Annotated in this window: 23 protein-coding genes; 17 read left to right on the forward strand and 6 right to left on the reverse strand. The window is 70.5% G+C overall.

Annotation, left to right across the window (positions count from 1 at the left end; all coding sequences use genetic code 11):
- Positions 1-16: 16 nt before the first annotated feature.
- The 3 genes from FK529_RS12880 (at position 17) to FK529_RS12890 (ending at position 4856) form a co-directional block, all read left to right on the forward strand.
- Complete coding sequence (locus FK529_RS12880; RefSeq protein ID WP_146561731.1) at positions 17-1642, forward strand: AMP-binding protein; 1626 nt, start codon at positions 17-19, stop codon at positions 1640-1642.
- A 4-nt stretch (positions 1643-1646) separates the two neighbouring features.
- Positions 1647-3509, forward strand: coding sequence for an acetoacetate--CoA ligase (locus tag FK529_RS12885; RefSeq protein ID WP_146561733.1), 1863 nt, complete (start codon positions 1647-1649; stop codon positions 3507-3509).
- A gap of 96 nt (positions 3510-3605) precedes the next feature.
- The gene (locus FK529_RS12890) at positions 3606-4856 is read left to right on the forward strand and encodes an ATP-binding protein (protein WP_146561736.1); all 1251 of its coding nucleotides are present in this window, start codon (positions 3606-3608) and stop codon (positions 4854-4856) included.
- Between the two features lie 47 nt (positions 4857-4903).
- Here the strand turns inward: FK529_RS12890 and FK529_RS12895 are convergent, their stop codons facing one another.
- Both FK529_RS12895 and FK529_RS12900 read right to left on the reverse strand, forming a co-directional pair.
- Positions 4904-5284, reverse strand: coding sequence for a DUF4189 domain-containing protein (locus tag FK529_RS12895; RefSeq protein WP_146561738.1), 381 nt, complete (start codon positions 5282-5284; stop codon positions 4904-4906).
- Positions 5285-5324: 40 nt separating this feature from the next.
- A complete protein-coding gene (locus FK529_RS12900; protein ID WP_146561740.1) occupies positions 5325-6110 on the reverse strand; it encodes an LppX_LprAFG lipoprotein in 786 nt (261 codons plus the stop codon).
- 271 nt (positions 6111-6381) lie between these two features.
- On the opposite strand from FK529_RS12900, the gene sucC reads away from it, so the two are divergent.
- The 6 genes from sucC (at position 6382) to purH (ending at position 13614) form a co-directional block, all read left to right on the forward strand.
- A complete protein-coding gene (gene sucC / locus FK529_RS12905) occupies positions 6382-7545 on the forward strand; it encodes an ADP-forming succinate--CoA ligase subunit beta (RefSeq protein WP_146561742.1) in 1164 nt (387 codons plus the stop codon).
- 16 nt (positions 7546-7561) lie between these two features.
- Entirely contained in the window at positions 7562-8464 is a 903-nt protein-coding gene (gene sucD / locus FK529_RS12910; RefSeq protein WP_146561744.1) for a succinate--CoA ligase subunit alpha, read from the forward strand.
- A 203-nt stretch (positions 8465-8667) separates the two neighbouring features.
- The gene (locus FK529_RS12915; protein WP_146561746.1) at positions 8668-9831 is read left to right on the forward strand and encodes a DUF5336 domain-containing protein; all 1164 of its coding nucleotides are present in this window, start codon (positions 8668-8670) and stop codon (positions 9829-9831) included.
- 58 nt (positions 9832-9889) lie between these two features.
- On the forward strand, positions 9890-11359 hold the full coding sequence (locus FK529_RS12920) for a cell division protein PerM (RefSeq protein ID WP_146561748.1): 1470 nt from the start codon (positions 9890-9892) through the stop codon (positions 11357-11359).
- A gap of 96 nt (positions 11360-11455) precedes the next feature.
- The gene (purN, locus tag FK529_RS12925; protein ID WP_146561750.1) at positions 11456-12070 is read left to right on the forward strand and encodes a phosphoribosylglycinamide formyltransferase; all 615 of its coding nucleotides are present in this window, start codon (positions 11456-11458) and stop codon (positions 12068-12070) included.
- Complete coding sequence (gene purH / locus FK529_RS12930; RefSeq protein ID WP_146561752.1) at positions 12067-13614, forward strand: bifunctional phosphoribosylaminoimidazolecarboxamide formyltransferase/IMP cyclohydrolase; 1548 nt, start codon at positions 12067-12069, stop codon at positions 13612-13614. Before purN ends, purH begins: the two co-directional genes overlap by 4 nt.
- A 401-nt stretch (positions 13615-14015) precedes the next feature.
- Here the strand turns inward: purH and FK529_RS12935 are convergent, their stop codons facing one another.
- The gene (locus tag FK529_RS12935) at positions 14016-14363 is read right to left on the reverse strand and encodes an ArsR/SmtB family transcription factor (protein WP_146561754.1); all 348 of its coding nucleotides are present in this window, start codon (positions 14361-14363) and stop codon (positions 14016-14018) included.
- Positions 14364-14379: 16 nt separating this feature from the next.
- On the opposite strand from FK529_RS12935, the gene FK529_RS12940 reads away from it, so the two are divergent.
- The 4 genes from FK529_RS12940 (at position 14380) to FK529_RS12955 (ending at position 19200) form a co-directional block, all read left to right on the forward strand.
- The gene (locus FK529_RS12940; protein ID WP_146561756.1) at positions 14380-14847 is read left to right on the forward strand and encodes an SRPBCC domain-containing protein; all 468 of its coding nucleotides are present in this window, start codon (positions 14380-14382) and stop codon (positions 14845-14847) included.
- Between the two features lie 42 nt (positions 14848-14889).
- Positions 14890-15750: an SCO6745 family protein gene (locus FK529_RS12945; RefSeq protein ID WP_146561759.1), complete on the forward strand. Its 861-nt coding sequence runs from the start codon at positions 14890-14892 to the stop codon at positions 15748-15750.
- A gap of 68 nt (positions 15751-15818) precedes the next feature.
- Positions 15819-17219: a sigma 54-interacting transcriptional regulator gene (locus tag FK529_RS12950; protein WP_146561761.1), complete on the forward strand. Its 1401-nt coding sequence runs from the start codon at positions 15819-15821 to the stop codon at positions 17217-17219.
- Positions 17212-19200, forward strand: a complete 1989-nt coding sequence (locus tag FK529_RS12955; RefSeq protein ID WP_146561763.1) for a vWA domain-containing protein — start codon at positions 17212-17214, stop codon at positions 19198-19200. Before FK529_RS12950 ends, FK529_RS12955 begins: the two co-directional genes overlap by 8 nt.
- On the opposite strand, the gene FK529_RS12960 is transcribed toward FK529_RS12955, so the two are convergent.
- From FK529_RS12960 to FK529_RS12970, 3 genes are all read right to left on the reverse strand, one after another.
- On the reverse strand, positions 19201-19803 hold the full coding sequence (locus FK529_RS12960) for a DUF1707 SHOCT-like domain-containing protein (RefSeq protein WP_146561765.1): 603 nt from the start codon (positions 19801-19803) through the stop codon (positions 19201-19203). It abuts the gene before it with no gap.
- 56 nt (positions 19804-19859) lie between these two features.
- Positions 19860-20792: a hypothetical protein gene (locus tag FK529_RS20290; protein ID WP_193559702.1), complete on the reverse strand. Its 933-nt coding sequence runs from the start codon at positions 20790-20792 to the stop codon at positions 19860-19862.
- Positions 20793-20930: 138 nt separating this feature from the next.
- Positions 20931-21869 carry an AEC family transporter gene (locus FK529_RS12970; protein ID WP_146561767.1) on the reverse strand — a complete coding sequence of 313 codons (939 nt, stop codon included), beginning with the start codon at positions 21867-21869 and terminating at the stop codon, positions 20931-20933.
- Between the two features lie 408 nt (positions 21870-22277).
- Here FK529_RS12970 and rpmF point away from each other — a divergent pair, with 408 nt between their 5' ends.
- The 4 genes from rpmF (at position 22278) to FK529_RS12990 (ending at position 25488) form a co-directional block, all read left to right on the forward strand.
- Positions 22278-22451 (forward strand): 50S ribosomal protein L32, encoded by a 174-nt coding sequence (gene rpmF, locus FK529_RS12975; RefSeq protein WP_013127873.1) that lies wholly within the window; start codon positions 22278-22280, stop codon positions 22449-22451.
- Positions 22452-22521: 70 nt separating this feature from the next.
- Positions 22522-23178 carry a trimeric intracellular cation channel family protein gene (locus FK529_RS12980; RefSeq protein ID WP_146561770.1) on the forward strand — a complete coding sequence of 219 codons (657 nt, stop codon included), beginning with the start codon at positions 22522-22524 and terminating at the stop codon, positions 23176-23178.
- Positions 23179-23258: 80 nt separating this feature from the next.
- Complete coding sequence (locus FK529_RS12985; protein WP_146561772.1) at positions 23259-23945, forward strand: response regulator transcription factor; 687 nt, start codon at positions 23259-23261, stop codon at positions 23943-23945.
- Between the two features lie 97 nt (positions 23946-24042).
- Positions 24043-25488 carry a HAMP domain-containing sensor histidine kinase gene (locus FK529_RS12990; protein WP_146561774.1) on the forward strand — a complete coding sequence of 482 codons (1446 nt, stop codon included), beginning with the start codon at positions 24043-24045 and terminating at the stop codon, positions 25486-25488.
- The last annotated feature ends 18 nt before the right edge of the window (positions 25489-25506 follow it).

Consider the following 25506-nt stretch of genomic DNA (forward strand, 5'->3'; position numbering starts at 1 on the left):
CTGGAGGAGCGAAGAGATGACCACCCCGTCCTACGATCGCGGCGAGACCGAGCCTGCGCTGCTCACTGCCACTATCGGCGCCCAGGTCGAGATGACCGCGGACCGGTTCGGCGAGCGCACCGCGCTCGTCGACGTGCCCTCGGGCCGCCGCTGGACCTACGACGAGCTGCTCGCCGACTGCCGCGCGTTCGCGGCGGGGCTGCTCCGCAACGGGATCCGCCGTGGCGATCGCGTGGGAGTGTGGGCCCCCAACACCCCCGAGTGGGTGATCGTGCAGTTCGGCACCGCGCTGGCGGGCGTCGTCCTGGTCAATCTCAACCCCGCGTACCGGCAGCGCGAACTCGAGTACGCCCTCAACCAGTCGGGCATCGTGGCGGTGTTCACGATGACCAGCTTCAAGACCTCCGAGTACGCCGCGATGCTGGAGGCCGCACGGCCCGAGGCGCCTGCGCTGCGCGACGTGGTGGCGTTCGGCACCCCGGCGTGGGACGACTACCTCGTCGCGCCCACCGAGGACGAGCTCGGCGACCTCGCCGATCTCGGCGACGAGCTGAGCCCGGACGACGCGATCAACATCCAGTACACCTCCGGCACCACGGGTTTCCCCAAGGGCGCCACGCTGACCCACCGCAACATCCTCAACAACGGCTACCTCGTGGGCGAGTTGCTGAACTACACGGAGCGGGACTCCATCTGCATCCCTGTGCCCTTCTACCACTGCTTCGGCATGGTGATGGGCAACCTCGCGGCGATCACCCACGGCGCCGCCATGGTGATCCCCGGGCCCGCCTTCGTGCCGGAGGACGCGCTCGCCGCCGTCGCCGCCGAGAAGTGCACGAGCCTGTACGGCGTCCCCACCATGTTCATCGCCGAGCTCGCCCTCGGGAACTTCGACTCCTACGACCTCACCAGCCTGCGGACCGGCGTCATGGCGGGCTCGCCGTGCCCGGAGGAGGTCATGCGGAAGGTGGTCGACCGGATGGGCATGACCGAGGTCTCGATCTGCTACGGCATGACGGAGACCTCGCCCGTGTCCACGCAGACCCGCGTCGATGACGCGCTCGAGCTGCGGGTCGGCACCGTCGGGCGGGTGGGACCGCACCTGGAGATCCAGGTGATCGACCCGATCGACGGCACCGTCATGCCGCGTGGCGAGGTCGGGGAGCTGTGTACCCGTGGCTATTCCGTCATGAAGGGCTACTGGAACAACGCGGAGAAGACCGCAGAGGCGATCGACGCCGAGGGCTGGATGCACACCGGCGACCTCGCGACGATGGACGACGACGGCTACGTGCGGATCACCGGCCGGATCAAGGACATGGTGATCCGCGGCGGGGAGAACATCTACCCGCGCGAGATCGAGGAGTTCCTCTACACCCACCCGGACATCCTGGACGCGCAGGTGATCGGCGTGCCCGACGAGAAGTACGGCGAGGAGCTCATGGCCTGGATTCAGCTCCGCGAGGGAGTGGCCTCGTTCACCGTCGAGGACCTGAGGGCCTTCGCGGACGGGAAGATCGCGCGGCACAAGATCCCGCGGTACGTGCACGTGGTCGCGACCTTCCCCATGACGGTGTCGGGGAAGATCCGGAAGGTGCAGATGCGGGAAGAGTCCGTGACGTTGCTCGGTCTGGAAGGCTGACGGGGTGCATTCGATCGATCGTTTCGCAGAGTCCGTCGGCCTCCCCGCCGGGGACTACGGTGCCGTCCACGAGTGGTCCGTGTCCGAGCCCGAGGCGTTCTGGGGCGCGGTGTGGGACTTCTTCGATCTCGGGGAGCGGACCGGCCCCGTGCTGGTGGCGCGGGAGATGCCCGGCGCCCGCTGGTTCCCGGACGTGACGCTGAACTACGTGGACCGTGTGCTGCGGTTCGCGGACCGGCCGGGGAACGCGATCGTGGGCCTCTCGGACGATGGTGCGCGGGTGGAGGTCCCGTGGTCGGAGCTGCCGGCTCGGGTGTCCGCGATCGCGGAGCTGCTGCGCTCGCTCGGCGTGGGCCTGGGGGACACGGTCGCGGCGTACCTGCCGGACGAGCCCTTCGCGGTGCTCGCGTTCCTGGCGACGGCGTCGATCGGCGCGGTCTGGTCCGGCTGCGGGCAGGACTACGCGCCGGAGGGCGCGGCGGGCCGGATGGCGCAACTGGCGCCGAAGGTGCTCTTCGCTCGCGACGGCTACGCCTTCGGCGAGAAGTACGTCGACAAGCGCGCCGACACCGCGGAACTCGCCGCCCTGCTGGGGGTTCCGGCCTCGCACGTGATCACCGAGCTGCCCGAGCCGACGGCCGAGACGCCGGAGCTCGCGCCCGTGCAGGTGCCCTTCGACCACCCGCTGTGGGTACTGTTCTCGTCGGGCACGACCGGCAAGCCGAAGGGCATCGTCCAGGGCCACGGCGGCATCCTCGTCGAGCACGTGAAGGTACTGGGCCTGCACAACGAGATCGGCCCCGGCGACGTCTTCTTCTGGCACACCGCGCTGTCGTGGATGATGTGGAACTACCAGGTGGCCGGGTTGCTGATGGGGGCGACGATCGTCACCTTCTCCGGACACCCCCTCGCGCCCACGGCGGACCGTCTGTGGCAGGTGTGCGAGGACGAGAAGGTCACCTTCTTCGGCACCAGCCCCGGTCAGCTGCAGGCCTCCCGCAAGGCCGGCCTGAACCCGGGGACCGACCACGAGCTGGTGCTCAAGACCATCGGCAGCACCGGCTCGCCGCTGGCGCCCGACCTGTTCGTGTGGGTGGACGAGCATGTGGCGCAGGGGCTCCCAGTGAGCTCGGTGTCCGGCGGCACCGACGTGTGCAGTGCCTTCTGCGGCGGCACCGCGTCCGTCCCGCACGTCCCCGGTGAGCTGACCGTGCGCTACCTCGGTTGCGCCCTGGAGGCGTGGGCGCCGGACCGGACCCCGCTCGTCGGCGAGGTCGGCGAGATGGTCATCACCGTCCCGATGCCGTCGATGCCGACGAACTTCTGGAACGACCCGGACGGAGCGAAGTACCGGGCCGCCTACTTCGAGCACGAGTGGACCGACGGCGTCGCGCCCAATGTCTGGCGGCACGGCGACTGGGTGGAGCTGACCGACCGCGGGTCGATCACCATCCACGGCCGCAGCGATGCGACGTTGAACCGCAACGGCATCCGCATGGGCTCCGCCGACATCTACGAGGTGGTCGAGGCCATCCCGGAGATCGCCGAGGCGATGGTCGTGGGTGTCGACGGACCTGACGCCAAGTACTGGATGCCGCTGTTCCTGACGCTCGTGCCCGGCGCGGAGCTGACGGACGAGCTGGTGGGCCGCATCCGCACCGACGTGCGTACCAGGCTGTCGCCGCGCCACGTGCCCGATGAGGTGATCCTCGCCCCCGGCATCCCGCACACCAAGACGGGCAAGAAGCTGGAGATCCCCGTGACCGGCATGCTGGCCGGCCGAGACGTGAACGTCGATCCGAAGTCCGTCGACGACCCGGAGTTGCTCGGCTGGTACGAGGAGCAGGGTCGCGCCCACAGGTGGTAGCGTGCTCGCAAACGGTAGCGTAGCCAACTCGCAAATGGTAGCGTAGAAAGCTCGCAAAAGGTAGGGTTGATCGGTCGCGCAGGGTAGTCTTGCGTCGTGGACTACCTGGAGCGCACTGTCGACCGAGAGCTGGATGAGTTGCTGCCCATCGCGTCGGCTGTGGCGCTGGACGGCCCGAAGGGCGTAGGAAAGACCGACACGGCCAGGCGTCGCGCGGACGCGGTTTGGTATCTGGACGATCCTGCTCAACGCGAGGTCGCACGGGCGGATTTCGGGCTCTCGACGCTGCCGAGCGGGACGGTCCTGCTCGACGAGTGGCAGAAGATTCCGCAGATATGGGACGCGGTGCGAAGGCGGGTCGACGCCGGCGCGCCCCCCGCACGCTTCCTCATGACGGGCTCCGCGACGCCTATCGATCCAACCGGAACCCACAGTGGTGCAGGAAGGATCCTGTCCCTTCGCATGCGGCCGATGGGCCTGCATGAGCGAGGGCTGGTCGAACCGACCGTGTCCCTATCGGCGCTGCTCTCCGATGCCTCCGGGGCGATAGCGGGCGAAAGTTGCTTCGGGCTCCGGGAGTATGCGGAGGCCATCGTTGCCAGCGGATTCCCCGGGATCATGACCGCGGTGCCGCGATTGCGCCGACGCATGCTGGACGCGTACATCCAACGCGTCATCGATCGTGACCTTCCCGAGCAGGGCTACGACGTTCGCCGGCCCGAGACCCTGCGGCGGTGGCTGTCGGCGTACGCCGCGGCGTCGTCGACCACGGCGGCGTACTCGAGCCTGCTCGACGCGACCACCGGTGGAGACGGATCGCAACCTGCGAAGACCACCACCGTCGCCTACCGTGACCATCTCACGCAGCTGTGGCTGCTGGATCCCGTTCCGGGGTGGATTCCCGCGAATAATGCGATTCGGCGCCTCCAACAGGCGCCGAAGCACCAGCTCGCCGACCCCGCATTGGCCGCACGCCTCCTGAACCTCTCGGAGGCGTCGTTGGTGGGCACCGCCGGTGCGCACATGATCGGCCCACTCTTCGAATCGCTCGTGGCGCTCGGTGTCCGCGTCATGGCACAGGCAGCGGAGGCGCGGGTGAGCCACCTCCGCCTGACCGGTGGTGACCGCGAGGTCGATCTGATCGTCGAGGGTCCAGATGGACAGATTCTCGGTATCGAGGTGAAACTGGCGCCGGATGTGAACGAGCGAGACGTGCGTCATCTGCTCTGGCTGCGCGAGAAGATGCCGGATCGGGTTGCGGACCTCGTGGTGATCACCACCGGGAGAATGGCCTACCGGCGGCCCGACGGCGTCGCCGTGGTCCCGCTGGCGCTTCTCGGACCGTGACGACGCGGCGCTTGCAGACGGTCGCAGGTGGAGCCTCCGGACCCGGATCAGAGGTGGCCCGAAGTGCACTGCCAGACCAGGATCGCGCCGCCGCCGTTGCGCGTGAGGGCGCTGGACTGCGCTGCGCGGATCGAGCGGCCGGTGCCGCCCTGGAACCAGCCGGGCTTCTGCGCGACGGCGCCGCAGCCGTCGGAGAACGACGCGAGGACCTTGCAGCTCGCGTAGCCGCACGAACCGAGCGCGGCGCGTTCGGCGGCACCGGGGCTGGCGTAGTCCCAGGCGCGGCCCGTGGCGCCGTTGCTGGCGACCGCGATCGCGCCGAAGTTGACCGCGGCGTTGGCGGCCGGCGCCGCCGCGACCTGGGCGCCGCCGGCGACACTGGCGGTGGCGACCGCGGCGATCAGGGCCTTCTTGGTGAACGTCTTCATGGTGGGGTGCCTTTCGTGAAGCGGGGGAGTGTGGTGATGATCAGCGGGGAAGGCTCTCGCCCGGCCCCGGGTTGCTGGTGGTCTCGACGGGCGTGACGTCGGGCTTGGTGACGGACACCGTCTGGCCCCACTTCGAGAACGTGAGGGTGATGGTGCCCTCGGTCGAGGGCTTGACCTCGATGCGGACGAGCTGCTTGTCGCCGGAGTTCTGGATCCACAGCGTCGTGGGGACGGGGACGCTCTTCGCGGGGTCGACGCGCGAGCCGGAGATCGTGGCGATCTCGGTGGCGGGCACGGTGCCGGTGATCTTGGTCGTCTCCTGGCCGCCGATCGTCTCGGTGCCCGCGGCCTTCGCTCCGGTGACCTTCGTGAGGATGTTGGGGATGCCCTTGGCCTCGTCGAAGAGCGCGGAGACGTCGTAGATCGAGGCGCCGTCGCCGTAGTCCGCGTACTTGTCGCCGTAAAGCGAGGCGTACATGTGGCCGTCGATGAAGGTGAACTTGCCCTCGGCGTTGCCCGGCTGGATCACCGCCGTGCCCTGCGCCTGCGTGGACGGCTTGACCCGGAGGTCACCGTCGACCTTGGAGAGGGGGAGGTTGGGCACCTTGCCGGCTACGTCGACGGTGAAGTGGGTGCTCGTGACCTTCTTGGCGGCCTCGGCGGCGGATGCGAGCAGCGCCGCGGCGTCGACGTTCGAGGCGCCGGCCGAGGCGGTGGTCTCGGAGCCGGCCGTCGAGGTGCCCTTGTCGGCGCAGCCGGTGAGGACGACGCTCAGCGCGAGGGCTGCCGAGGCGGCGATGAGGGCGGGGTGGGACGTGCGCTTCATGGGTGTGGCTCTCCTTCGGTAGGGCTGAGGAGAGTTTCGAAGATCGGACTTAACGGCCGCTTGCCACCGCCTGAATCGGTTTTCGTGGCTAACTAGCCTGGGCAGATCCGAAACTTACTGACGGGTAGGTTGCGAAACCTGATAACCGCAGGTCAAGTGAGATAGGTCATTGAGCAAGGGTCGCCGCCCGAGCGGATTCGCGGAGGCATAGAGTCGAACAGGACCCGTGAAGAGTGCGGGTGGACCGAGTAACCAGACAGATGGTGAGCTGATGGATCTCTTCGAATATCAAGCGAAGGAACTGTTCGTCAAGCACGGCGTACCGACCTCGCCGGGCCGCGTGACGGACAACGTCGCCGATGCACGCGCGATTGCCGAAGAAGTCGGCAAGCCTGTGATGGTCAAGGCGCAGGTGAAGGTGGGTGGCCGCGGTAAGGCCGGTGGCGTGAAGTACGCCGCGACGCCGGACGACGCGGAGCGCTACGCGAACGACATCCTGGGCCTGGACATCAAGGGCCACGTCGTCAAGAAGCTCCTGGTCGCCGAGGCGAGCGACATCGCCGAGGAGTACTACATCTCCTTCCTGCTCGACCGCGCGAACCGCACCTACCTGGCCATGTGCTCGGTCGAGGGCGGCGTGGAGATCGAGGTCACCGCCGAGGAGAACCCGGACGCGCTGGCGAAGATCGCCGTGGACGCGACCAAGGGCGTCGACCTGGCCACCGCCCGCGCGATTGCCGAGGCCGGCAAGCTGCCCGCCGAGGTGCTCGACGCCGCGGCCGTCACCATCCAGAAGCTGTGGGAGGTCTTCGTCGGCGAGGACGCCACCCTGGTCGAGGTCAACCCGCTCGTCCGCACGCCGGACGATCAGATCCTCGCGCTGGACGGCAAGGTCTCGCTGGACGAGAACGCCGACTTCCGCCACCCCGATCACGAGGCCTTCGCCGACGCCGGGTCCACCGACCCGCTCGAGCTCAAGGCCAAGGAGAACGACCTCAACTACGTCAAGCTCGACGGTCAGGTCGGCGTCATCGGCAACGGTGCGGGCCTGGTCATGTCGACCCTCGACGTGGTCGCCTACGCCGGTGAGAACCACGGCGGCGTCAAGCCCGCCAACTTCCTCGACATCGGCGGTGGCGCCTCGGCCGAGGTCATGGCCGCCGGTCTGGACGTCATCCTCGGTGACGAGCAGGTCAAGAGCGTCTTCGTCAACGTCTTCGGCGGCATCACCGCGTGCGACGCGGTCGCCAACGGCATCGTCGGCGCCCTGAACACCCTGGGCGACACGGCCTCCAAGCCGCTGGTCGTCCGCCTCGACGGCAACAAGGTCGAGGAGGGCCGGGCGATCCTGGCCGCCGCGAACCACCCGCTGGTGACGCTCGCGGAGACCATGGACGAAGGCGCCGACAAGGCCGCCGAGTTGGCGAACAAGTAAGGGAGACAACAGAAAAATGGCTATCTTCCTGACCAAGGACAACAAGGTCATCGTTCAGGGCATCACCGGCGGCGAAGGCACCAAGCACACCGCGCTGATGCTCAAGGCCGGCACCAACGTCGTGGGCGGCGTCAACGCGCGCAAGGCGGGCACCACCGTCAAGCACGTCGACAAGGACGGCAACGACATCGAGCTCCCCGTCTTCGGCTCCGTCGCCGAGGCCATCGAGAAGACCGGCGCCGACACGTCGATCGCCTTCGTGCCGCCGGCGTTCTCCAAGGACGCCATCGTCGAGGCCATCGACGCCGAGATCCCGCTCCTGGTGGTCATCACCGAGGGCATCCCCGTGCAGGACTCGGCGTACGCCTGGGCCTACAACGTCGACAAGGGCCAGAAGACCCGCATCATCGGCCCGAACTGCCCCGGCATCATCACCCCGGGCGAGGCCCTCGTCGGCATCACCCCGGCGAACATCACCGGCACCGGCCCCGTGGGCCTGGTCTCGAAGTCGGGCACGCTGACCTACCAGATGATGTACGAGCTGCGCGATTTCGGCTTCTCCACCGCCATCGGCATCGGCGGCGACCCGGTGATCGGCACCACCCACATCGACGCGATCGAGGCGTTCGAGAAGGATCCGAACACCAAGCTCATCGTCATGATCGGCGAGATCGGCGGCGACGCCGAGGAGCGCGCCGCGGCGTACATCCAGGCCAACGTCACCAAGCCCGTCGTCGGTTATGTGGCGGGCTTCACCGCTCCCGAGGGCAAGACCATGGGCCACGCCGGCGCCATCGTCTCCGGCTCCTCGGGCACGGCCGCCGCGAAGAAGGAGGCCCTCGAGGCCGCCGGCGTCAAGGTGGGCAAGACGCCTTCCGAGACCGCCGCTCTCGCCCGCGAGATCCTGCAGTCGCTGTAACCGCAGCACATTCGGTCCACGACCCCGTCTCCCGCCAGGGAGGCGGGGTCGTCCCGTCTCTCCGGCTCGACGGTGCCGCGCCCTGGTGACTGTCGCGGAACATCACATTCACATGAGTTGAACCCCGACCGCGTCGGAGTCCGTGTATAGGGTGGTGAGGTACTGGCTCCACGGGAGCCGCGTCGACCTTCGGGGAGAAGAACATGACCTACTCAGGTGGAGGGTACGGGCAGCAGCCGGGCCAGGGGGGCTACGGGCAGCCGGACTACTCGCAGCAGGGCTACGGCCAGCAGGGATACGGGCAGCCGGGGCAGCAGGGCTACGGCCAGCAGCCGGGTCAGCAGCCCGCCCAGCAGGGCGGCTACGGCCAGCAGCCGGGTCAGCAGGGCTACGGCCAGCAGCCCGACTACTCCCAGCAGGGCTACGGTCAGCCGGGGTACGGCCAGGGCTACCCGCAGCAGCAGGGGTACGGCCAGGGCTACCCGCAGCAGCAGGGCTACGGTCAGCAGTACGGCGGCGGCTACCAGCAGGCGCCCGCCGCGCCGTCGAAGCCGCTCGACCTGGCCCTCGTGCTGTCGATCGCCACCGCCGCGCTGGGCGTGATCACCTTCCTCCTGGGCTTCCTCACCTTCTACGAGCGCACGGTGGCCGCCGGGTCGTTCTCGACCAGCGCCTCCGCTTCGGGCTTCGAGAGCCCGACGCAGCCCCTCCTCGTGCTGCTGCTCGCGGCGGGCATCGCGGCGGGCCTGAGCCTGATCGCGAAGGGCTCCACCGGCCGCACTCCGGCCGCCGCGCTCGCGGTCGCCGGTTTCCTCGGCTTCCTGGTCGGCACGTTCTCGTGGGAGAACCAGGCCTACGGTTACTGGATCGCGCTCGTCTTCGCGCTGTTCACCGCGGCCACCGCGGTGGTGCTGGTGCTGGTCGACGCGGGCATCGTGAAGAACCCGGCCGCCGAGGCCGCGGCCGCGGCCGGCGCGACGACCTCCGAGACCGCCACGTCGTCCGCCCCCGAGGCCGCCTCCGCCCCGTCGAACCCGGCCGTCCCGGCCTCGGGCTCGGCCCAGCAGGAGCAGCAGGCTCCGCAGTCGCAGGGCCAGTCGCAGTGGCCCTCGTACGGCGGCTACCAGGCGCCGGCCTCGTCGGGCTACCAGGCGCCCGCCTCGACTCCGTCGACCCCCGCGGCGCCGGCCACGACGGGCTTCCCGTCGAGCGCGCCGTCGAACCCGGGCGCCTCGGCCTCCGGCGACGAGGTGACCACGGCCTTCGGCCAGGCCTCCACGGCCGGCACGCAGTCCTTCGGATCCCCGTCGACGCCGCAGCACGGCGCGCACTCGTCCGAGGGCGAGAACAAGCCGCAGGGTCAGTAGCCACCGCCCGCGGCGCGCCTGAGCCACCATCGGCCACTCCGATGTCACAGTGGTGAAGATGATCGACTCAGCGCGCGCCGCCGGGCCGGGCCCGAGCGAGACCCGGCCGCTGTTCGTGATGGCCTTCGGGCCGTCGCTCGTGACCCTCGCGTCCATCTTGCTGGTGGGCGTGGTGGTCCTGCTCACCACGTCGACGGGGCTCGGGGCGATCGCCCCGACCGTCGCCGGTCTGTGGTTGGCCGTGCACCAGGTGCCGGTCACCATCAGTGACATCACCCTCGGCTTGCTGCCGTTGGTTCCCACGGCCGCGCTGGTCGTGGGCGTCGCCAGGGCCGCCCGCCACGCCGGCGGCGTGGGCCGCTCGCTCGCGGATCTGCGCTCGGTGCTGCTGTGCGCCATCGCCGGCCCCGCCCTCTTCACCGCCATCGCGCTGGCCGTCATCAACGACGCCGCGGGGCGGTTCACCATCAGCACGCCGCCGCCGCTCACCGCCTTCGTCGCCACTGTCGCGGTCCATCTCGGCGCGGCCCTGCTCGGCCTCGCGCCCGCCTACTGGCGCGATGTCGCCCGCTTCCTCCGCATCCCCACCTGGGTCGACGACTGCGCCCGCCTCGCCGGTCGCGCGCTGCTCGCCTTCGGCGCCGTCGGCCTGGCCATCGTCGTCGTCCGGCTCGTGATCCGCTGGGAGACGGTCTTCGAGTTGGTCCGCTCCGGCAACGACGGCGTCGGCATGGTCTCGCTGGTCCTGCTCTCGCTGCTGTACCTGCCCAACGCCGTCATCGCCGCCGCCGCGCTGCCCCTCGGCGCGACCGTGGACCTCGGCCCCCTCTCGATGAGTGTCTTCTCCGCCGTGCCCGGCCGCGCGCCGGGCGTGCCGATCCTCGCGGTGCTGCCCCAGGGCCCGTCGCCCTGGTATCTGCTGCCCCTGCTCGTCGTGCCCGCGCTCGTAGCGGTCCAGGTGGGCCGACGGTGCGCCGCCCGCTCCCTCGAGCTGGGGCCGACGGTGACCGCGGTCGCCGCGACCGCCGTGCTCACCGCGACCGGTTTCGCCGCCGCGGCCTTCGTCGCGGGCGGCGAGCTCGGCGGCTTCGGCTACGCCGGCGCCGATCTGCTCCAGGTGTTCGGTTTCACCCTCGGCTGGATCGGCCTCGTCGGCGTGCTCGCCGCGCTGGTACTGCAGCAGGCGGGCGAGTCCCGCGCCGTGCGGGCCGCGCGCCGGGCCGAGGAGGAGGCACCGTCGGGCTACACCACCTACGCCGACGAGGCGGACGTGATCGACGACGGCGAGACCGTCGAGATCGAACCCGCCGACCGCGAGGCGCACGCCGCCGATCCGGCCGAGGACGACACCGCCGATCCCGCCGGCCCGGACGACACCGCCGACACCGGCGATTTCGACGCCGTCGCCGAGCAGCCCACCGAGGAGGTCCGGCCGGTGTCCCGGCAGTCTGTCGGGCCCGCCGCCACGAAGCGCGAGCGTGACATCGCAGACATCGAGGAACTCGACAGCTACACGTTCGGGCAGTAGCACCCTTCGAGCAGTGGCGCGCAGGGCCGACGCTAGGCTGGTGCCGAATCGTCCCTCTGCGAGGAGTGCATCCTGAACACGCCCAGCCCCACGGTCGTGCCGCCGTGCGCGCCCGCCCGGATCGTCGTGCTGGCGTCCGGTACCGGGTCGCTGCTCGAGGCGCTGCTGGCCGCCGCGGCGGCACCCGGGTACCCGGGCTCCGTGGTCGGCGTCGTCGCGGACCGGCCGTGTCGCGCGCTGGAGATCGCCGCGGGCGCCGGCGTGGAGGCCACCGCGGTGCCCGTGCGGGCCTACGGGGACCGGGCGGCGTGGGACGCGGCGCTGACCGCCGCCGTCGCCGAGCTGGAGCCGCATCTGGTGGTCGCGGCCGGCTTCATGAAGATTCTCGGTCCCGCCTTCCTCGCCGCCTTCGATGGCCGGGTCATCAACGCGCATCCCGCGCTGCTGCCCGCCTTCCCGGGCGCCCACGCCGTTCCCGCCGCCCTCGAGCACGGAGTCAAAGTCACCGGCTCCACCGTGCACCTCGTGGACGCGGGACTCGACACCGGGCCGATCCTCGCGCAGGAGGCGGTCGCGGTGCAGCCCGGGGACACCGAGGACACTCTGCACGAACGGATCAAGGTCGTTGAGCGTCGGCTTCTGACAGAGGTCGTCGCCGCGGTCGCCCGCCAGGGCTACAGCACGGTTGGACGAAAGGTCACCATTCCATGAGCAGCACAATCCCGATCAAGCGCGCGCTCATCAGCGTGTACGACAAGTCGGGCCTGGTGGAGCTGGCCACAGGCCTGAATCAGGCGGGCGTCGAGATCGTCTCGACCGGCTCGACCGCGCGCACCATCGCCGACGCCGGCGTCGCCGTGACCCGCGTCGAGGACGTCACCGGCTTCCCCGAGTGCCTCGACGGCCGAGTGAAGACGCTGCACCCCAAGATCCACGCCGGCATCCTCGCCGACACCCGCGTGCCCGAGCACGTCCAGCAACTGCGCGAGCTGGACGTGAAGAAGTTCGAGCTGGTCGTGGTGAACCTCTACCCGTTCAGCGAGACCGTGGCGTCCGGCGCCTCGGAGGACGAGTGCATCGAGCAGATCGACATCGGCGGACCGTCGATGGTGCGCGCCGCCGCGAAGAACCACCCGTCGGTGACGGTGGTGGTCTCGCCCGACGACTACGGCTCCGTGATCGACAGTGCGCGGCTGGGCTTCTCGCTGGAGGAGCGCAAGGCCTTCGCCGCGAAGGCCTTCCGGCACACGGCGGACTACGACGTGGCCGTCGCCTCCTACATGACGAGCGTCGTGGCGCCCGAACCGGACCAGGAGTTCCCGTCGTGGGTGGGCGCCACCTGGACCCGCGAGTCCGTGCTGCGCTACGGAGAGAACCCGCATCAGGGTGCGGCACTCTACGTGGGCGGCGTGAAGGCCGGGCTGGCGCAGGCGCAGCAGCTGCACGGCAAGGAGATGAGCTACAACAACTACACCGACGGTGACGCCGCCTGGCGCGCCGCGTACGACTTCAACGTGCCCGCCGTCGCGATCATCAAGCACGCCAACCCGTGTGGCATCGCGATCGGTAAGGACATCGCGCAGGCGCATCGCAAGGCGCACGCGTGCGACCCGGTCTCCGCGTACGGCGGCGTGATCGCCGCCAACCGCGAGATCAGCCTGGAGATGGCCGAGCAGGTCTCGGAGATCTTCACCGAGGTCATCATCGCGCCCGCGTACGCCGACGGTGCCGTCGCGGTGCTGCAGCGCAAGAAGAACATCCGCGTGCTGCTGGCCGAGCCGCCGGCTCCGGGCACCGAGTTCAAGCAGATCACCGGTGGCCTGCTGGTGCAGCAGTCGGACGCCATCGATGCGAACGGGGACGACCCCGCCGAGTGGACGCTGGCCGCGGGTGATCCGGCCGACGAGGCCACCCTCGCCGATCTCGAATTCGCCTGGCGCGCCTGCCGTGCCGTGAAGTCGAACGCGATTCTGCTGGCCTCCCGGGGTGCGGCCGTGGGCGTGGGCATGGGACAGGTCAACCGCGTCGACTCCGCACAGCTCGCCGTGACCCGCGCGGGCGATCGCGTGCTGGGCTCCGTCGCCGCGTCCGACGCCTTCTTCCCCTTCCCCGACGGCCCGCAGATCCTCATCGACGCGGGCGTGAAGGCGATCGTGCAGCCGGGCGGCTCCATCCGCGACAAAGAGGTCATCGAGGCGGCAGCCGAGGCCGGCGTGACGATGTACTTCACGGGCACCCGCCACTTCTTCCACTGATCGCACGGTGGGGTGATCGCGAGTCTGTGCCCGGCTGAAATCCGGCGGCACCATCGCTGAACAGCCATGCGTGAGACGCATGGCTGTGACCTGCGGGTTTCCGCGTGTGCCATGCGTGCCGTGCATGGCACACGCGGAGACCTCTACGTGCGGCTGCCCTGCGCCTGCCCTGCGCCTGGGCCTACGGCCCGGCCGACCGCCCGGCTGAGCCGACCGCCCGGATGATCCGTCGACCCACGGTGCCCGTGTCGAACCGGCGTGCCTCGCCTCGCGGCTTGTCCTGCGTCGCGGGTGCCATGCGTCCGACGCATGGGCGAGGCTGCATATGTGCAGTTCAGATGGGGTATGCGTGCGGCGCATAGCCTAGTGGAGATCGCCCCGCCGCACCTCCCGCGCTTCGATCACCGGCTCAGCTCGTCGAGGAGACTCACCGCCGCGCGGGCGTACTCGCCGATCCAGCGGTCGTGGATGCGCTTGATGGGCACGGGCGCCAGGGTGAGGTGACGCTCGCGGCCGACCTTGCGGCCGATGACCAGTTGCGCGCGCTCGAGCACGCGCAGGTGCTGCAACACCGTGGTGCGGTCGAGGTCGGGGAAGTGATCGCACAGGTCGCCGGTGGTGCGCGGCGACTCCTTGAGCACGTCCAGTATGCGTCGGCGCGTGGCGTTGGCGAGGGCCTTGAAGACGGCGTCGTCCGCATCCTCGTCGCCGGCGGGGTCCGCGGAGCCCTTGCGACCACTCGTAGACATGTTGTAGTTTTATCACATGTCCGAACTCAAGGAACTCACCTTCACCGTCTCCGGCTACGTGGCGCGCCCCACGGCCCAGGTCTACGAGGCCGTCGCCGACCCGGAACAGCTCTCCCAGTACTTCACCACCGGCGGCGCCCGCGGGCGGCTCGAGCCCGGCACCGAGGTCACCTGGGACTTCGCCGACTTCCCAGGCGCCTTCCCCGTGCAGGTCGTCGAGGCGAACCCGCACTCGAAGATCGTGATCCGTTGGGAGGCCGAGAACGGCGTCGCCGGCGACGGCCACACCACCACGACGTTCGAGTTCGCCCCGATCGACGACGACACCCGCACGCTGGTCACCATCACCGAATCCGCCTGGACCGCCACCGAGGGCGGCGCGAAGGCCGCTTTCGGCAACTGCATGGGCTGGACGGGCATGCTCGCCGCGATGAAGGCCTGGGTCGAGCACGGGATCAACCTGCGCGAAGGCTTCTACGTGTAGCCCACCGTCGACATCCCGCGCCGGTCCTGACAGGGTGGAGGTATGTCCGAGACCGCCGCCCTCGCCCGTCGCGCCTACGAGACCGTCGAACCCTTCCACGTGGTCGCCTACTTCAACCCCGGCATCCACGCCGCCTGCACGGACCTGGAGATCGACCAGCACGCGCTCTATGTGGGCGCCCGCGCGGCGCCGATGGGCGAGGCGCACGCCTCGGTGGTGACGGCCGCGTTCTACAACTTCGCGCCCCCCGTCATCGAGAACGGATGGTCGCAGGCCCTGCAGGCCGGGCTCGCCGAGGTCGACGACCGCCGCTACGCCATGCTCGCCGAGCAGTTCGGCACGATCCTGGCCGGCATCGACCCCGCCGAGATCGAGTCCCTCGCGCAGGGATTCGGCGCCGTCATCGACGGTCTGCCGCTGGCCGGACGGGCGCTCGCCTCCGCGTGGGCGGCGTCGCCCGTCCCGGACTCTCCGGCGCTCGCCCTGTGGCGCAACGTCGCGGTCGTGCGCGAATGGCGCGGCGACAACCACCTCGCCGAGCTGATCCGGCACGGCCTGACGGGCCTCGAGGCCGGGGTTCTCCACGAGGCCGACCTGCCCGATCCGACGGTCCGCCGCCGGGTCCTGGGCCGTCAGTTCTTCCGCCTCACCCGCGGCTGGAGCGAGGACCAGTGGGCCGAGGCGGTGGCCGGGCTCGCCGCCCGCGGCATCGTCGAGGGCGAGCCGGAGGCGCACCGTCTGACCCCGGAGGGCATGGCCCTGTACGACGACATCGAGGCGGGCACCGACGCCGTGAGCGGCGCCGCATTCAGCGACGCCGCTGAGGGCCTCGTCGATCGGATGCGCCCGGTCAGCAAGGCCGTGATCGACTCCGGCGTCCTCCCCGGGACCAGGAAGAAGTAGCCTGTTCCCGGTTTCGCTCCGGGCTTACCCGGTGGGGCGGGGGCGGGGATCGGCGTAGCGTTGTTCTCGTGAGCACCGCACGCGCTGATGAACGCCCCGACCTGCCCGCCACCGTCGGAGAGCTCCGGGCCTCCGGCCACGTCTACCGTGGGATCAAGGACGAGCTCCGCAACAACCTGCTGGCCGCGCTGCGCGCCGATACCGACCCTTGGGACGGCATCCAGGGCTTCGACGACACCGTCATCCCGCAGCTCGAACGCGCCCTCCTCGCGGGCCACGACGTGGTCCTGCTCGGCGAGCGCGGCCAGGGCAAGACCCGCCTGATCCGCACCATCGTCGGCCTGCTCGACGAGTGGACCCCCGTGATCGACGGTGCCGAGCTCGGCGAGCACCCGTACCACCCGATCACGCCCGCCTCGATCCGTCGCGCGCAGGAGCTGGGCGACGAGCTGCCCGTCGCGTGGCGCCACCGCGACGAGCGCTACTCCGAGAAGTTGGCGACGCCGGACACCTCCGTCGGCGACCTGGTGGGCGATGTCGACCCTGTGAAGGTGGCGCAGGGCCGCAGCCTGGGCGACCCCGAGACCATCCACTTCGGTCTCATCCCGCGGGCGCACCGCGGCATCGTCGCGGTCAACGAGCTGCCCGACCTCGCCGAACGCATCCAGGTCGCGATGCTCAACGTGATGGAGGAGCGCGACATCCAGGTGCGCGGCTACACGCTGCGCCTGCCGCTCGACGTGCTGCTCCTGGCGTCCGCGAACCCCGAGGACTACACCAACCGCGGCCGCATCATCACGCCGCTCAAGGACCGCTTCGGCGCGGAGATCCGCACGCACTACCCGCTGGATCTCGAGGACGAGGTGGCGGTCATCGAGCAGGAGGCCGACGTCGTCGCCTCCGTCCCGCACTACCTCACCGAGGTCTTGGCCCGCTTCACCCGCGAGCTGCGGGAGTCGTCCGCGGTCGATCAGCGCTCGGGCGTCTCCGCCCGGTTCGCGATCGCCGCGCAGGAGACCATCGCCGCCGCGGCGCTGCACCGCGCGGCCGTGGGCGGCGAGGAGCTGCCCGTCGCGCGGCCCGTCGACCTGATGACGGTGCCCGACGTGCTGCGCGGCAAGGTCGAGTTCGAGGCCGGCGAGGAGGGGCGCGAGATCGCGACGCTCGTGCACCTGCTGCGGCGCGCGACGGCCGGGACCATCAGCGAGTACCTGCTCGGCGTCGATCTGGGGCCGCTCGTGGAGGCCATCGAGGCCGGCGGGCCGATCGTCACGGGCGACGACGTGACCGCCGAGGAGCTGCTGTCCGCGCTCCCGGAGGTCCCGGTCCTCGCGGAGGTCTACCGCCGGCTCGAGGCGGAGTCGCCGGGGGAGCGGGCCGCGGCCGCCGAGTTCGCGCTGGAGGGGCTGTATCTCGCGCGGCGGATCGGCAAGGAGTCCGACGACGAGGGCCAGACTGTCTATGGCTGATCGGGCCCGGCGCGGGCAGGGGACACGGCGGGGGCACCTGGCCCGGTACCGCCGCTACACCGGCGGGCCCGATCCGCTGGCCCCGCCCGTGGACCTGCGCGACGCCCTCGACGAGATCGGCCGCGACGTGATGAACGGCGTCTCCCCGCGGCGTGCGCTGCAGGAGTACCTGCGCCGCGGCGGCGAGAACCGCCGCGGCCTCGACAGACTCGCGGAGCTGGCGAACCGTCGTCGGCAGGAGTTGTTGCAGCGCAACAACCTCGGCAAGACCTTCGAGGATGTGCAGAAGCTTCTCGACGAGGCCGTGCTCGCGGAGCGCAAGGAGCTCGCGCGGGCGCTGGACGACGACGCCCGGTTCCAGGAGATGCGGATCTCGAACCTGCCGCCGTCGGCGGCGCAGGCCGTGCGGGAGCTGGGCGATTACTCGTGGCGCTCGCCGGAGGCCGCGCAGAAGTACGAGGCGATCCGCGACCTCCTCGGCCGCGAGCTGCTGGACCAGCAGTTCGCGGGGATCAAGCAGGCCCTCGAGGGCGCGACTGACGAGGATCGCGCGGCGATCCAGACGATGCTCGACGACCTGAACGCGCTGCTGGACAAGCACAATGCCGGCGAGGCGACGCAGGAGGACTTCGAGGAGTTCATGGCCGCGCACGGCCAGTACTTCCCCGAGAACCCGCGGAACATCGACGAGCTGATCGACGCGCTGGCGCGGCGGTCCGCGGCGGCGCAGCGGCTCTACAACAGTCTCACCCCCGAGCAGCGGGCGGAACTGGAGGAGCTCTCGCAGGCGGCCTTCGGCTCGCCGCAGCTGTCGCAGGCACTGAGCGACCTCACCGGCAAGCTCATGGACGCCCGTCCCGGCGAGGACTGGTACGGCAGCCAGGAGTTCGAGGGCGGCGAGGGCATGGGCCTCGGCGATGCGACGCAGGCCATGCAGGACATCGCCGACCTCGAGTCCCTCGCGGAGCAGCTGAGCCAGCAGCACAACGGCGCCGCGCTCGACGACATCGATCTCGATGCGCTGCAACGGCAGTTGGGCGAGGAGGCCGTCGCCGACGCGCGGACGCTCGCCGAGCTGGAGAAGGCGCTGAAGGAGCAGGGGTACTTCGCGCGGGATCCCGACGGTGCGCTCCGGCTCTCGCCCAAGGCGATCCGGCGGCTGGGCCAGTCGATCCTGCGGGACGTCGCGCACCGTCTCACCTCCCGCGGAGGCGAGCGCAACACCGCCCGCGCCGGCGCCACCGGCGAGGCCACGGGCGCGAGCCGCGAATGGCGGTTCGGCGACACCGAGCCGTGGGATGCCACCCGCACCGTGCTCAACGGCGTTCTCCGCCAGGCGGCCTCGGGTGAGTCGGGTCCGGTGACGCTGGACGCCAAAGACATCGAGGTGACCGAGACCGAGGCGCGCAGCCGCGCGGCCGTCGCGCTGCTCGTGGACACCAGCTTCTCCATGGTCATGGAGAACCGCTGGCTGCCGATGAAGCGGACGGCTCTGGCTCTGCACCAACTGATCTCGACCCGGTTCCGCGGGGATGACCTGGCGCTCATCAGCTTCGGCCGGTACGCACGCACGCTGAGCGTCGGCGAGCTGACCGGTCTGGACGGCGTGTACGAGCAGGGCACCAACCTGCATCATGCGCTGGCGTTGGCGCAGCAGCACTTCCGCGCGCACCCGAACGCGCAGCCCGTGCTCCTCGTGGTCACCGACGGCGAGCCGACCGCCCACCTCGAGCGGAACGGCGAACCCTTCTTCGACTACCCGCCGCACCCGCGGACCGTCGCGCTGACGGTGCGCGCCCTGGACGCCGTGGCCGCGCAGGGCGCGCAGATCACCGTCTTCCAGCTGGGCGACGACCCGGGGCTGACCCGGTTCCTCACGGCGGTGGTGCGGCGCGTGGGTGGGCGGCTGGTCTCTCCGGACCTCGACGGCCTCGGCGCCGCCGTGGTCAGCGACTACCTGGGCAGCCGCACGCGCCGGTGATCACTTGATCTCCACCTCGACGCCGCCCCAGAAGGCGAAGCCCTTCACCACGATCCGCGGGCCGGTGGGATCGCCCGTCTGCGGGTTCTTGTGATCGAAGCAGCCCATCACGCCCACGCCCTCGACCTGCACGTTCACGCCGCGCGGCAGGATGATCTGCACGCCGCCCATCACGGCGTAGACGTTCAGTGTCACGTCGCCGACGAGGAACGTCGCCTCCCGCAGGTCCAGCGTGACGCCACCCCAGAAGGCGGTCGCCGTGTGCTCGGCGCCGACGGCGACCGGGCCGCGCACCTTCGTCTCCGACATCACGGCCCACTTGGTCTCGCCCAGGCGCGCCACGCCCGCCGGGGCCGTCGACGGTGCGCGGTAGGCGGGAGCGGCCGACGCCGGGAGGTTCTGCACTGCGGGCAGATCCGCGACGAGGCGGTCCAGGTCGGCGAAGGTGCGGGCAGCCACCGCCTGGTGCGAGCGCTCCTCGTACTCGGGGAGCGTGAGCTGGCCGAGGCCGAGCGCCTCGGACAGCATTTCCACGACGCGGTTGCGATCGTGATCGGATGCTCGCAGGACGTCGCGGCGGAGGGGTTCCAACTCGTCGGACATGCCACGACTCTAGGCGAACGCCCCTCCGTCCGGCGGAGCGGCGTTCGCCGGAGGCGTCAGAGGAGGCGGCCGACCACGGGGAGACGCTTGAGCAGCAGCGCGATGCCCGAGGGCCGGCCCTTCTGCGGGGCAGCCTTCTCGAGATCCTTCGACGGCGCCTTCGCCTTCGGCGCAGCCTTCGGCTCCGGTGCGGTCGCCGGCTTCTTCGCGTCGATCGAGGCGGGCGCCTTGCCCTTCGAGGCGGCGTCGTTCTGTGCGGCGATGGGCGTGATCTTGGCCTCCGACGCCTTGACCGGCGCCTTCTTCGCGGCGGGCTTGGTCGCGGTGGTCTTGGCGGCGGTGGTCTTGGCGACGGGCTTCGCGGACACCTTCTTCGCAGGCGCCTTCTTCGCGGGGGCCTTCTTGGCCGGGGCCTTCTTCGCCGGAGCGGCCTTCTTCGCGGCCGGGGTGGCCTTCGTGGCCGGGGCAGCCTTCTTCGCAGGCGCCTTCTTCGCCGGGGCGGCCTTCGCGGCGGCCGGCTTCTCAGCAGCGGGCTTCTCGGCGGCCGGCTTCTCGGCGGCCGGCTTCTCGGCACCGTCGAGGCCCAGCAGTGCCCAGGCGTCCTCCCACGCGGCGACGGCGTCGGCGGTCACCGAGAGGTTGGTGTTGGCGGTCAGCGACTTGCCCGGGTTCTTGCCCTCCCACGCGGCGGCGAGCTTCGCCACGTGCGCGGCGTAGTCGGCGGCGGGGGCGAGGGCGATGGGCGCACCGTCGGACAGGTCGACGAGGGCCCAGGCGGTGACGGGGGCCTTGGCGGTGGCCTCGCTCTTGCGGGCCTGCCATGCGTCGCCGGTGGTGGCCTTGACGCGGAGCGTCTCGGTGCGGCCGCCGGCTGCGGAGACGGTGACGAGCGTGGTGCTGCCCTTCGTGGTCACCTCTGCCTTGCCCCCGCGGGCCTCGACGGCAGAGACGAAGACGGCGACGGCGCGCTGTGCGGCGGTCTGAGCCATGGGGTCTCTCCTGGGTTCGGTTCGCGGCGCGCCGTTCAGCGCGCTACTCGTGCGTTCATTAACCCATGAGTAGTTTCGTGAACCCAAGCCAAAACGAGGGTCACAGGCGTAATGTGACCGGGTCGTGCGTCACATTGTTCAGGTGAGAAGGACCGCGATCAGCATGATCGTCGGAATCGACAGCGCCGTTGTGATAAGGCCGGAATCCCGCGCGAGAATCACGCCGCGGTTGTATCGCAGGGCGTAGACCAGCACGTTCTGTGCGGTCGGGAGGGCGGCGGTCACCGTCTGCGCCAGCAGGGCGTGGCCCGTCTGGCCGAACAGGAATCGCGCCATCGCCCACGCCAGCACGGGCATTGCGATCATCTTGAGCACGGTCGCGAGGGCGATGTCCCGGCGGGGTGCCTCGCCTTTCTGCATCACCCGGACGCCGCCGAGGGAGAGGCCGAAGACGATCAGCGCCATCGGCACGGAGGCGTCGCCGAGCAGTTTCACCGGGCTCATCATCCAGTCCGGCGGATGCCACCGTGTCAGCGAGATCGCGAGTCCGATCAGCGCGCCGACGACGATCGGGTTCCGCAGCGGGGTCACGACGGTGCGCCACAGCGGCTGCTTCGGGCCGGTGCGCTCGCGGGCCTCGGCGAGATCGAGCGCGGTCAGGGCGATCGTCGAGAACACGAGGATCTGGAACAGCAGCAGCGGCGCGACGTACGAGGTGTCGTGGAGCACGAAGACCGCGATCGGGATTCCCAGGTTCGACGAGTTCACGTAGCTCGAGGCGAGCGCGCCGATGGTGGCATCGCCCGTCGACCTCCGCCAGAAGACGCGGACGATCACGTAGTACACCGCCGCGATCGTCAGTGCCGATGCCGCGCTCACCCACAGTCGGGAGCTGAACAGCACCGTGACGTCGGTGGTCGCGAGCGCGTGCAGGAGTAGGGCCGGCGTGAGGAGGTAGAACACGAGCAGCGACAGCTGCTTCTCCGGCTGCTCACCCAGTACCCCCAGCCGGCCCAGCAGCCACCCCGCCGCGATGATGATCGCGATCACGGCGAAGCCGGCCAGCACGGATGTCACGTGCGAAAAGATTACGCGACCGAAGCATCGCTGTGATGGGTGCCGCCTGGAGCTGGAGGTGGCGGTGGCGGGGCCCGTCGATGCGGCGACTCTCCGATTCTGTCCGAATCGGTCAGCGCGCTGGGCGGGGCGGCGACGACGGCGGGGCGTGGTCGACGGTGTCCGCGGGGCGACAGCTCGAGCATGGTCGACGTTCGGTGTCCTCGGCGGGCGTTGTCCGACTCGGACAGAATCGGAGAGTCCGCCGCCCGAGTCATCACCGTCACTGCTTCGACGAGGCCGCCGACGGCCCCGTCACTCGCGTTTTGGCGGGCGGGCCGCGGGACGGTAGACTTCAGTGCTTGTGACGTTGGAAGCCCTCGGGGCTCGCGTCGAGAGCTTTTTTCGTCAAGACCGATAGGAAGAATCATGGCTGTACCGAAGCGCCGTATGTCGCGGGCGAACACGCATGCTCGCCGCTCGCAGTGGAAGGCGAACAACCCCGAGCTGCAGGCCGTGCAGGTCGGCGGCCGCACCCACCTGGTTCCGCGTCGCCTCGTGCGCGCCGCGAAGCTGGGCCTGGTCGATCTCGACCGCCGCTAACTGATCTTTCCCCCAAGAGCGGGTCGGCCCTGTGCCGGCCCGCTCTTGAGGTGTATCCGAGGGGGCGCACGTGCTGCTGGCGGTGCTGAACTACGCGGGCATCGCGGTCTTCGCCGCCTCCGGCGCGCTGATCGGCGTCCGCAAGCGGCTCGACCTGTTCGGCGTGTGGACGCTCGCCGCGCTCACCGGCGTGGGCGGCGGCGTCGCCCGCGACGTGCTGTTGGGCATCCATCCGCCCGCCTCGTTCCAGGGCTGGGAGAACCTCACGACCGCGTCGATCGCGGCGGCCTTCGTCTTCGTCTTCCATCCGCAGTTCAGCCGGCTCCGCAACTCGGTACTCGTGCTCGACGCGATCGGCATGGGCGTCTTCTCCGCCACCGGCGCGCTGACCGCCCTGCATCACGACGCCTCGCCCTTCGCCGCCGCGCTCATCGGCATCACCACCGCCCTCGGCGGCGGCGTGCTGCGGGACATCCTGGTCAACGAGGTACCGCTGCTCATCCAGGAGCGCGACCTCTACGCCATCCCCGCCCTGACCGGCGCCGTGGCGACGGTGCTCGCCGCGTCGTGGGGTGCGACCGACTCCCGCGCGCTGCTCGTCGGTGCGGTCCTGGCCTCGGGCTTCCGCCTCCTCGCGCTGTGGCAGGGCTGGCGGGTGCCCATCGCACCCGAGGACGTCGCCGGTCGTTTCCTGAGGGCGTGCAGGCGCGGCTTCCGTCGCCGCTGAGCGGCGTGTTCGCTCTGGGCCGAGCGCCGAAGTGGGCCCGTTCAGCGAATTCATACCCGACTTCGGTAAAACTGTGGACTATGCGAATTCTGGTGGTCGACGACGATCGTGCCGTGCGGGAGTCCCTGCGCCGCTCGCTGACCTTCAACGGGTACCAGGTGGAGACCGCCGTCGACGGGCAGGACGCGCTCGATCACATCGCCAGCAACCGCCCGGAGGCGCTGGTCCTGGACCTGAACATGCCGCGGATCGACGGTCTGGAGGTGTGTCGGCGCCTGCGCAGCGCGGGCGACGACCTGCCGATCCTCGTGCTCACCGCCCGCGACGCGGTCAGCGACCGGGTGAGCGGCCTCGACGCCGGCGCCGACGACTACCTGCCCAAGCCCTTCGCGCTGGAGGAGCTGCTGGCCCGGATGCGGGCGCTGCTGCGCCGCGCCGCGCCGGAGGTGGGCGCCGATAACGAGGTGCTCCGCTTCGAGGACCTCAGCCTCGACCCGGCCACCCGTGAGGTGCTCCGCGGCGAGCGGAACATCAGCCTCACCCGCACCGAGTTCAGCCTGCTCGAGATGCTCATGAGCAACCCGCGCCGCGTGCTCACCCGCAGCCGCATCCTCGAGGAGGTGTGGGGCTACGACTTCCCGACCTCGGGCAACGCGCTCGAGGTGTACGTCGGATACCTGCGCCGCAAGACCGAGGCCGAGGGGGAGAGCCGCCTGATCCACACCGTGCGGGGCGTGGGGTACGTCCTGCGCGAGACCCCGCCGTGATGCGATGACGGTGCCGAGGCACTCGCGCCCGGATCCCCGCGACCGCCAGGCCCGCGACCGGCACCCTCGCGACCGGCAGGTACAGGACCGTCGACCGATGCGCGACCCCAACCCGATCACCCGCAACGTCAGCTTCCGCTGGCGGGTCACGCTGCTGGCCGCGGCGGTCGTCGGGATCACGGTGGCGCTCATGGCGGCGTCGGCGTTCTTCGTGGTCAAGCGGGCGATGTACGCGGATGTCGACAATCGCCTGCACCAGCAGGTGGACTCCGTCGCCCCGGCGATGAGCTCGCCGGTCACGCAGTTCACCACGGTGATGATGATGCTGATGTTCCGGCCGGACATGTCGGTCAACCGCACGATGGTCGTCTATCCCGACGGGACGCCGTACCACTCGGGCCCGTCGGGCCAGGTGCCGATCGGGCAGCCCGAGCGCGACGTGGTCTCGGGCAAGCTGGCGCAGTCGCTGCGTTCCGAAGGCGACACCCGGGTCATGGCGCGACGGCTGGACAACGGCGTGACGATCATCGTGGCCGAGGACCTCGCGCCGACGAAGAGCCTGCTCAGCGAGCTGGGCGTCGTGCTCGTCGTGGTCGGCGCGTGCGGCATCGTCCTGGCGGCGATCGCGGGCACGGCCGTCGCGCGGGGCGGGCTGCGCCCCGTCCAACGGCTCACGGAGGCCGCGGAGCGGGTCGCCCGCACCGACGACCTGGCCCCGATCCCCGTGGTGGGCCGCGACGAGCTGGCCCGCCTGACCACCAGTTTCAACACGATGCTCAAGGCCGTGGCCGAGTCCCGCGACCGGCAGGCGCGCCTCGTCGCCGACGCCGGGCACGAGCTGCGCACCCCGCTGACGAGCCTGCGCACCAACGTCGAGCTGCTCGTCGCCGCGAACCAGCCGGGCGCTCCGCCGATCCCCGAGGACGACATGAAGGAGCTCTCCGACGACGTCCTCGCCCAGGTCGAGGAGCTGACGACGCTGGTCGGCGACCTCGTCGACCTCGCGCGCGAGGACGCCCCCGAGGCGGTGAACGAGGAGGTCGACCTCGAGGAGATCGTGCAGAAGGCGGTCGAGCGCGTGGAGCGCCGCCGCCCGACGGTCCGCTTCGAGGTCGCGAGCGCGCCCTGGTACGTCTACGGCGACAACGGTGGCCTGGGCCGCGCGGTGGTGAACGTGCTGGACAACGCCGCGAAGTTCTCGCCCGACGGCTCGGTGGTCCGGGTCGAGCTGGCCGAGACCGGCGTGGACCGGGCGGCACTGAGCGTCGCCGACAGCGGTCCGGGCATCCCCGAGGAGGACCGGGAGCTGGTCTTCGAGCGCTTCTACCGCTCGATGGCGAGCCGCTCGATGCCCGGCTCGGGCCTGGGCCTGGCGATCGTCAAACAGGTGGTGGAGCGGCACGGCGGGTCCGTCGCGGTCGGCACGGCCGACGGCGGCGGCGCGCTGGTGCGCCTCGAGATCCCCGGCAGCCCGGTCGCGGGCGAGCGGGCGCCGCAGGTGGTGCAGCGGGAACCCCGGCTGCGCCTGCTCCGGGGGAAATGAGGAAGCGTGGTGTCCGGG

The sequence above is a fragment of the Tsukamurella asaccharolytica genome, assembly GCF_007858435.1.
Lineage (GTDB): Bacteria > Actinomycetota > Actinomycetes > Mycobacteriales > Mycobacteriaceae > Tsukamurella > Tsukamurella asaccharolytica.

Excerpts from the sequence above, each read along its gene's own strand:
- FK529_RS12880 (WP_146561731.1), top strand. The coding sequence starts at position 17 with ATGACCACCCCGTCCTACGATCGCGGCGAGACCGAGCCTGCGCTGCTC.
- FK529_RS12895 (WP_146561738.1), bottom strand. The coding sequence starts at position 5,284 with ATGAAGACGTTCACCAAGAAGGCCCTGATCGCCGCGGTCGCCACCGCC.
- FK529_RS12900 (WP_146561740.1), bottom strand. The coding sequence starts at position 6,110 with ATGAAGCGCACGTCCCACCCCGCCCTCATCGCCGCCTCGGCAGCCCTC.
- sucC (WP_146561742.1), top strand. The coding sequence starts at position 6,382 with ATGGATCTCTTCGAATATCAAGCGAAGGAACTGTTCGTCAAGCACGGC.
- sucD (WP_146561744.1), top strand. The coding sequence starts at position 7,562 with ATGGCTATCTTCCTGACCAAGGACAACAAGGTCATCGTTCAGGGCATC.
- FK529_RS12915 (WP_146561746.1), top strand. The coding sequence starts at position 8,668 with ATGACCTACTCAGGTGGAGGGTACGGGCAGCAGCCGGGCCAGGGGGGC.
- FK529_RS12920 (WP_146561748.1), top strand. The coding sequence starts at position 9,890 with ATGATCGACTCAGCGCGCGCCGCCGGGCCGGGCCCGAGCGAGACCCGG.
- purH (WP_146561752.1), top strand. The coding sequence starts at position 12,067 with ATGAGCAGCACAATCCCGATCAAGCGCGCGCTCATCAGCGTGTACGAC.
- FK529_RS12935 (WP_146561754.1), bottom strand. The coding sequence starts at position 14,363 with ATGTCTACGAGTGGTCGCAAGGGCTCCGCGGACCCCGCCGGCGACGAG.
- FK529_RS12940 (WP_146561756.1), top strand. The coding sequence starts at position 14,380 with ATGTCCGAACTCAAGGAACTCACCTTCACCGTCTCCGGCTACGTGGCG.
- FK529_RS12945 (WP_146561759.1), top strand. The coding sequence starts at position 14,890 with ATGTCCGAGACCGCCGCCCTCGCCCGTCGCGCCTACGAGACCGTCGAA.
- FK529_RS12955 (WP_146561763.1), top strand. The coding sequence starts at position 17,212 with ATGGCTGATCGGGCCCGGCGCGGGCAGGGGACACGGCGGGGGCACCTG.
- FK529_RS12960 (WP_146561765.1), bottom strand. The coding sequence starts at position 19,803 with ATGTCCGACGAGTTGGAACCCCTCCGCCGCGACGTCCTGCGAGCATCC.
- FK529_RS20290 (WP_193559702.1), bottom strand. The coding sequence starts at position 20,792 with ATGGCTCAGACCGCCGCACAGCGCGCCGTCGCCGTCTTCGTCTCTGCC.
- rpmF (WP_013127873.1), top strand. The coding sequence starts at position 22,278 with ATGGCTGTACCGAAGCGCCGTATGTCGCGGGCGAACACGCATGCTCGC.
- FK529_RS12985 (WP_146561772.1), top strand. The coding sequence starts at position 23,259 with ATGCGAATTCTGGTGGTCGACGACGATCGTGCCGTGCGGGAGTCCCTG.
- FK529_RS12990 (WP_146561774.1), top strand. The coding sequence starts at position 24,043 with ATGCGCGACCCCAACCCGATCACCCGCAACGTCAGCTTCCGCTGGCGG.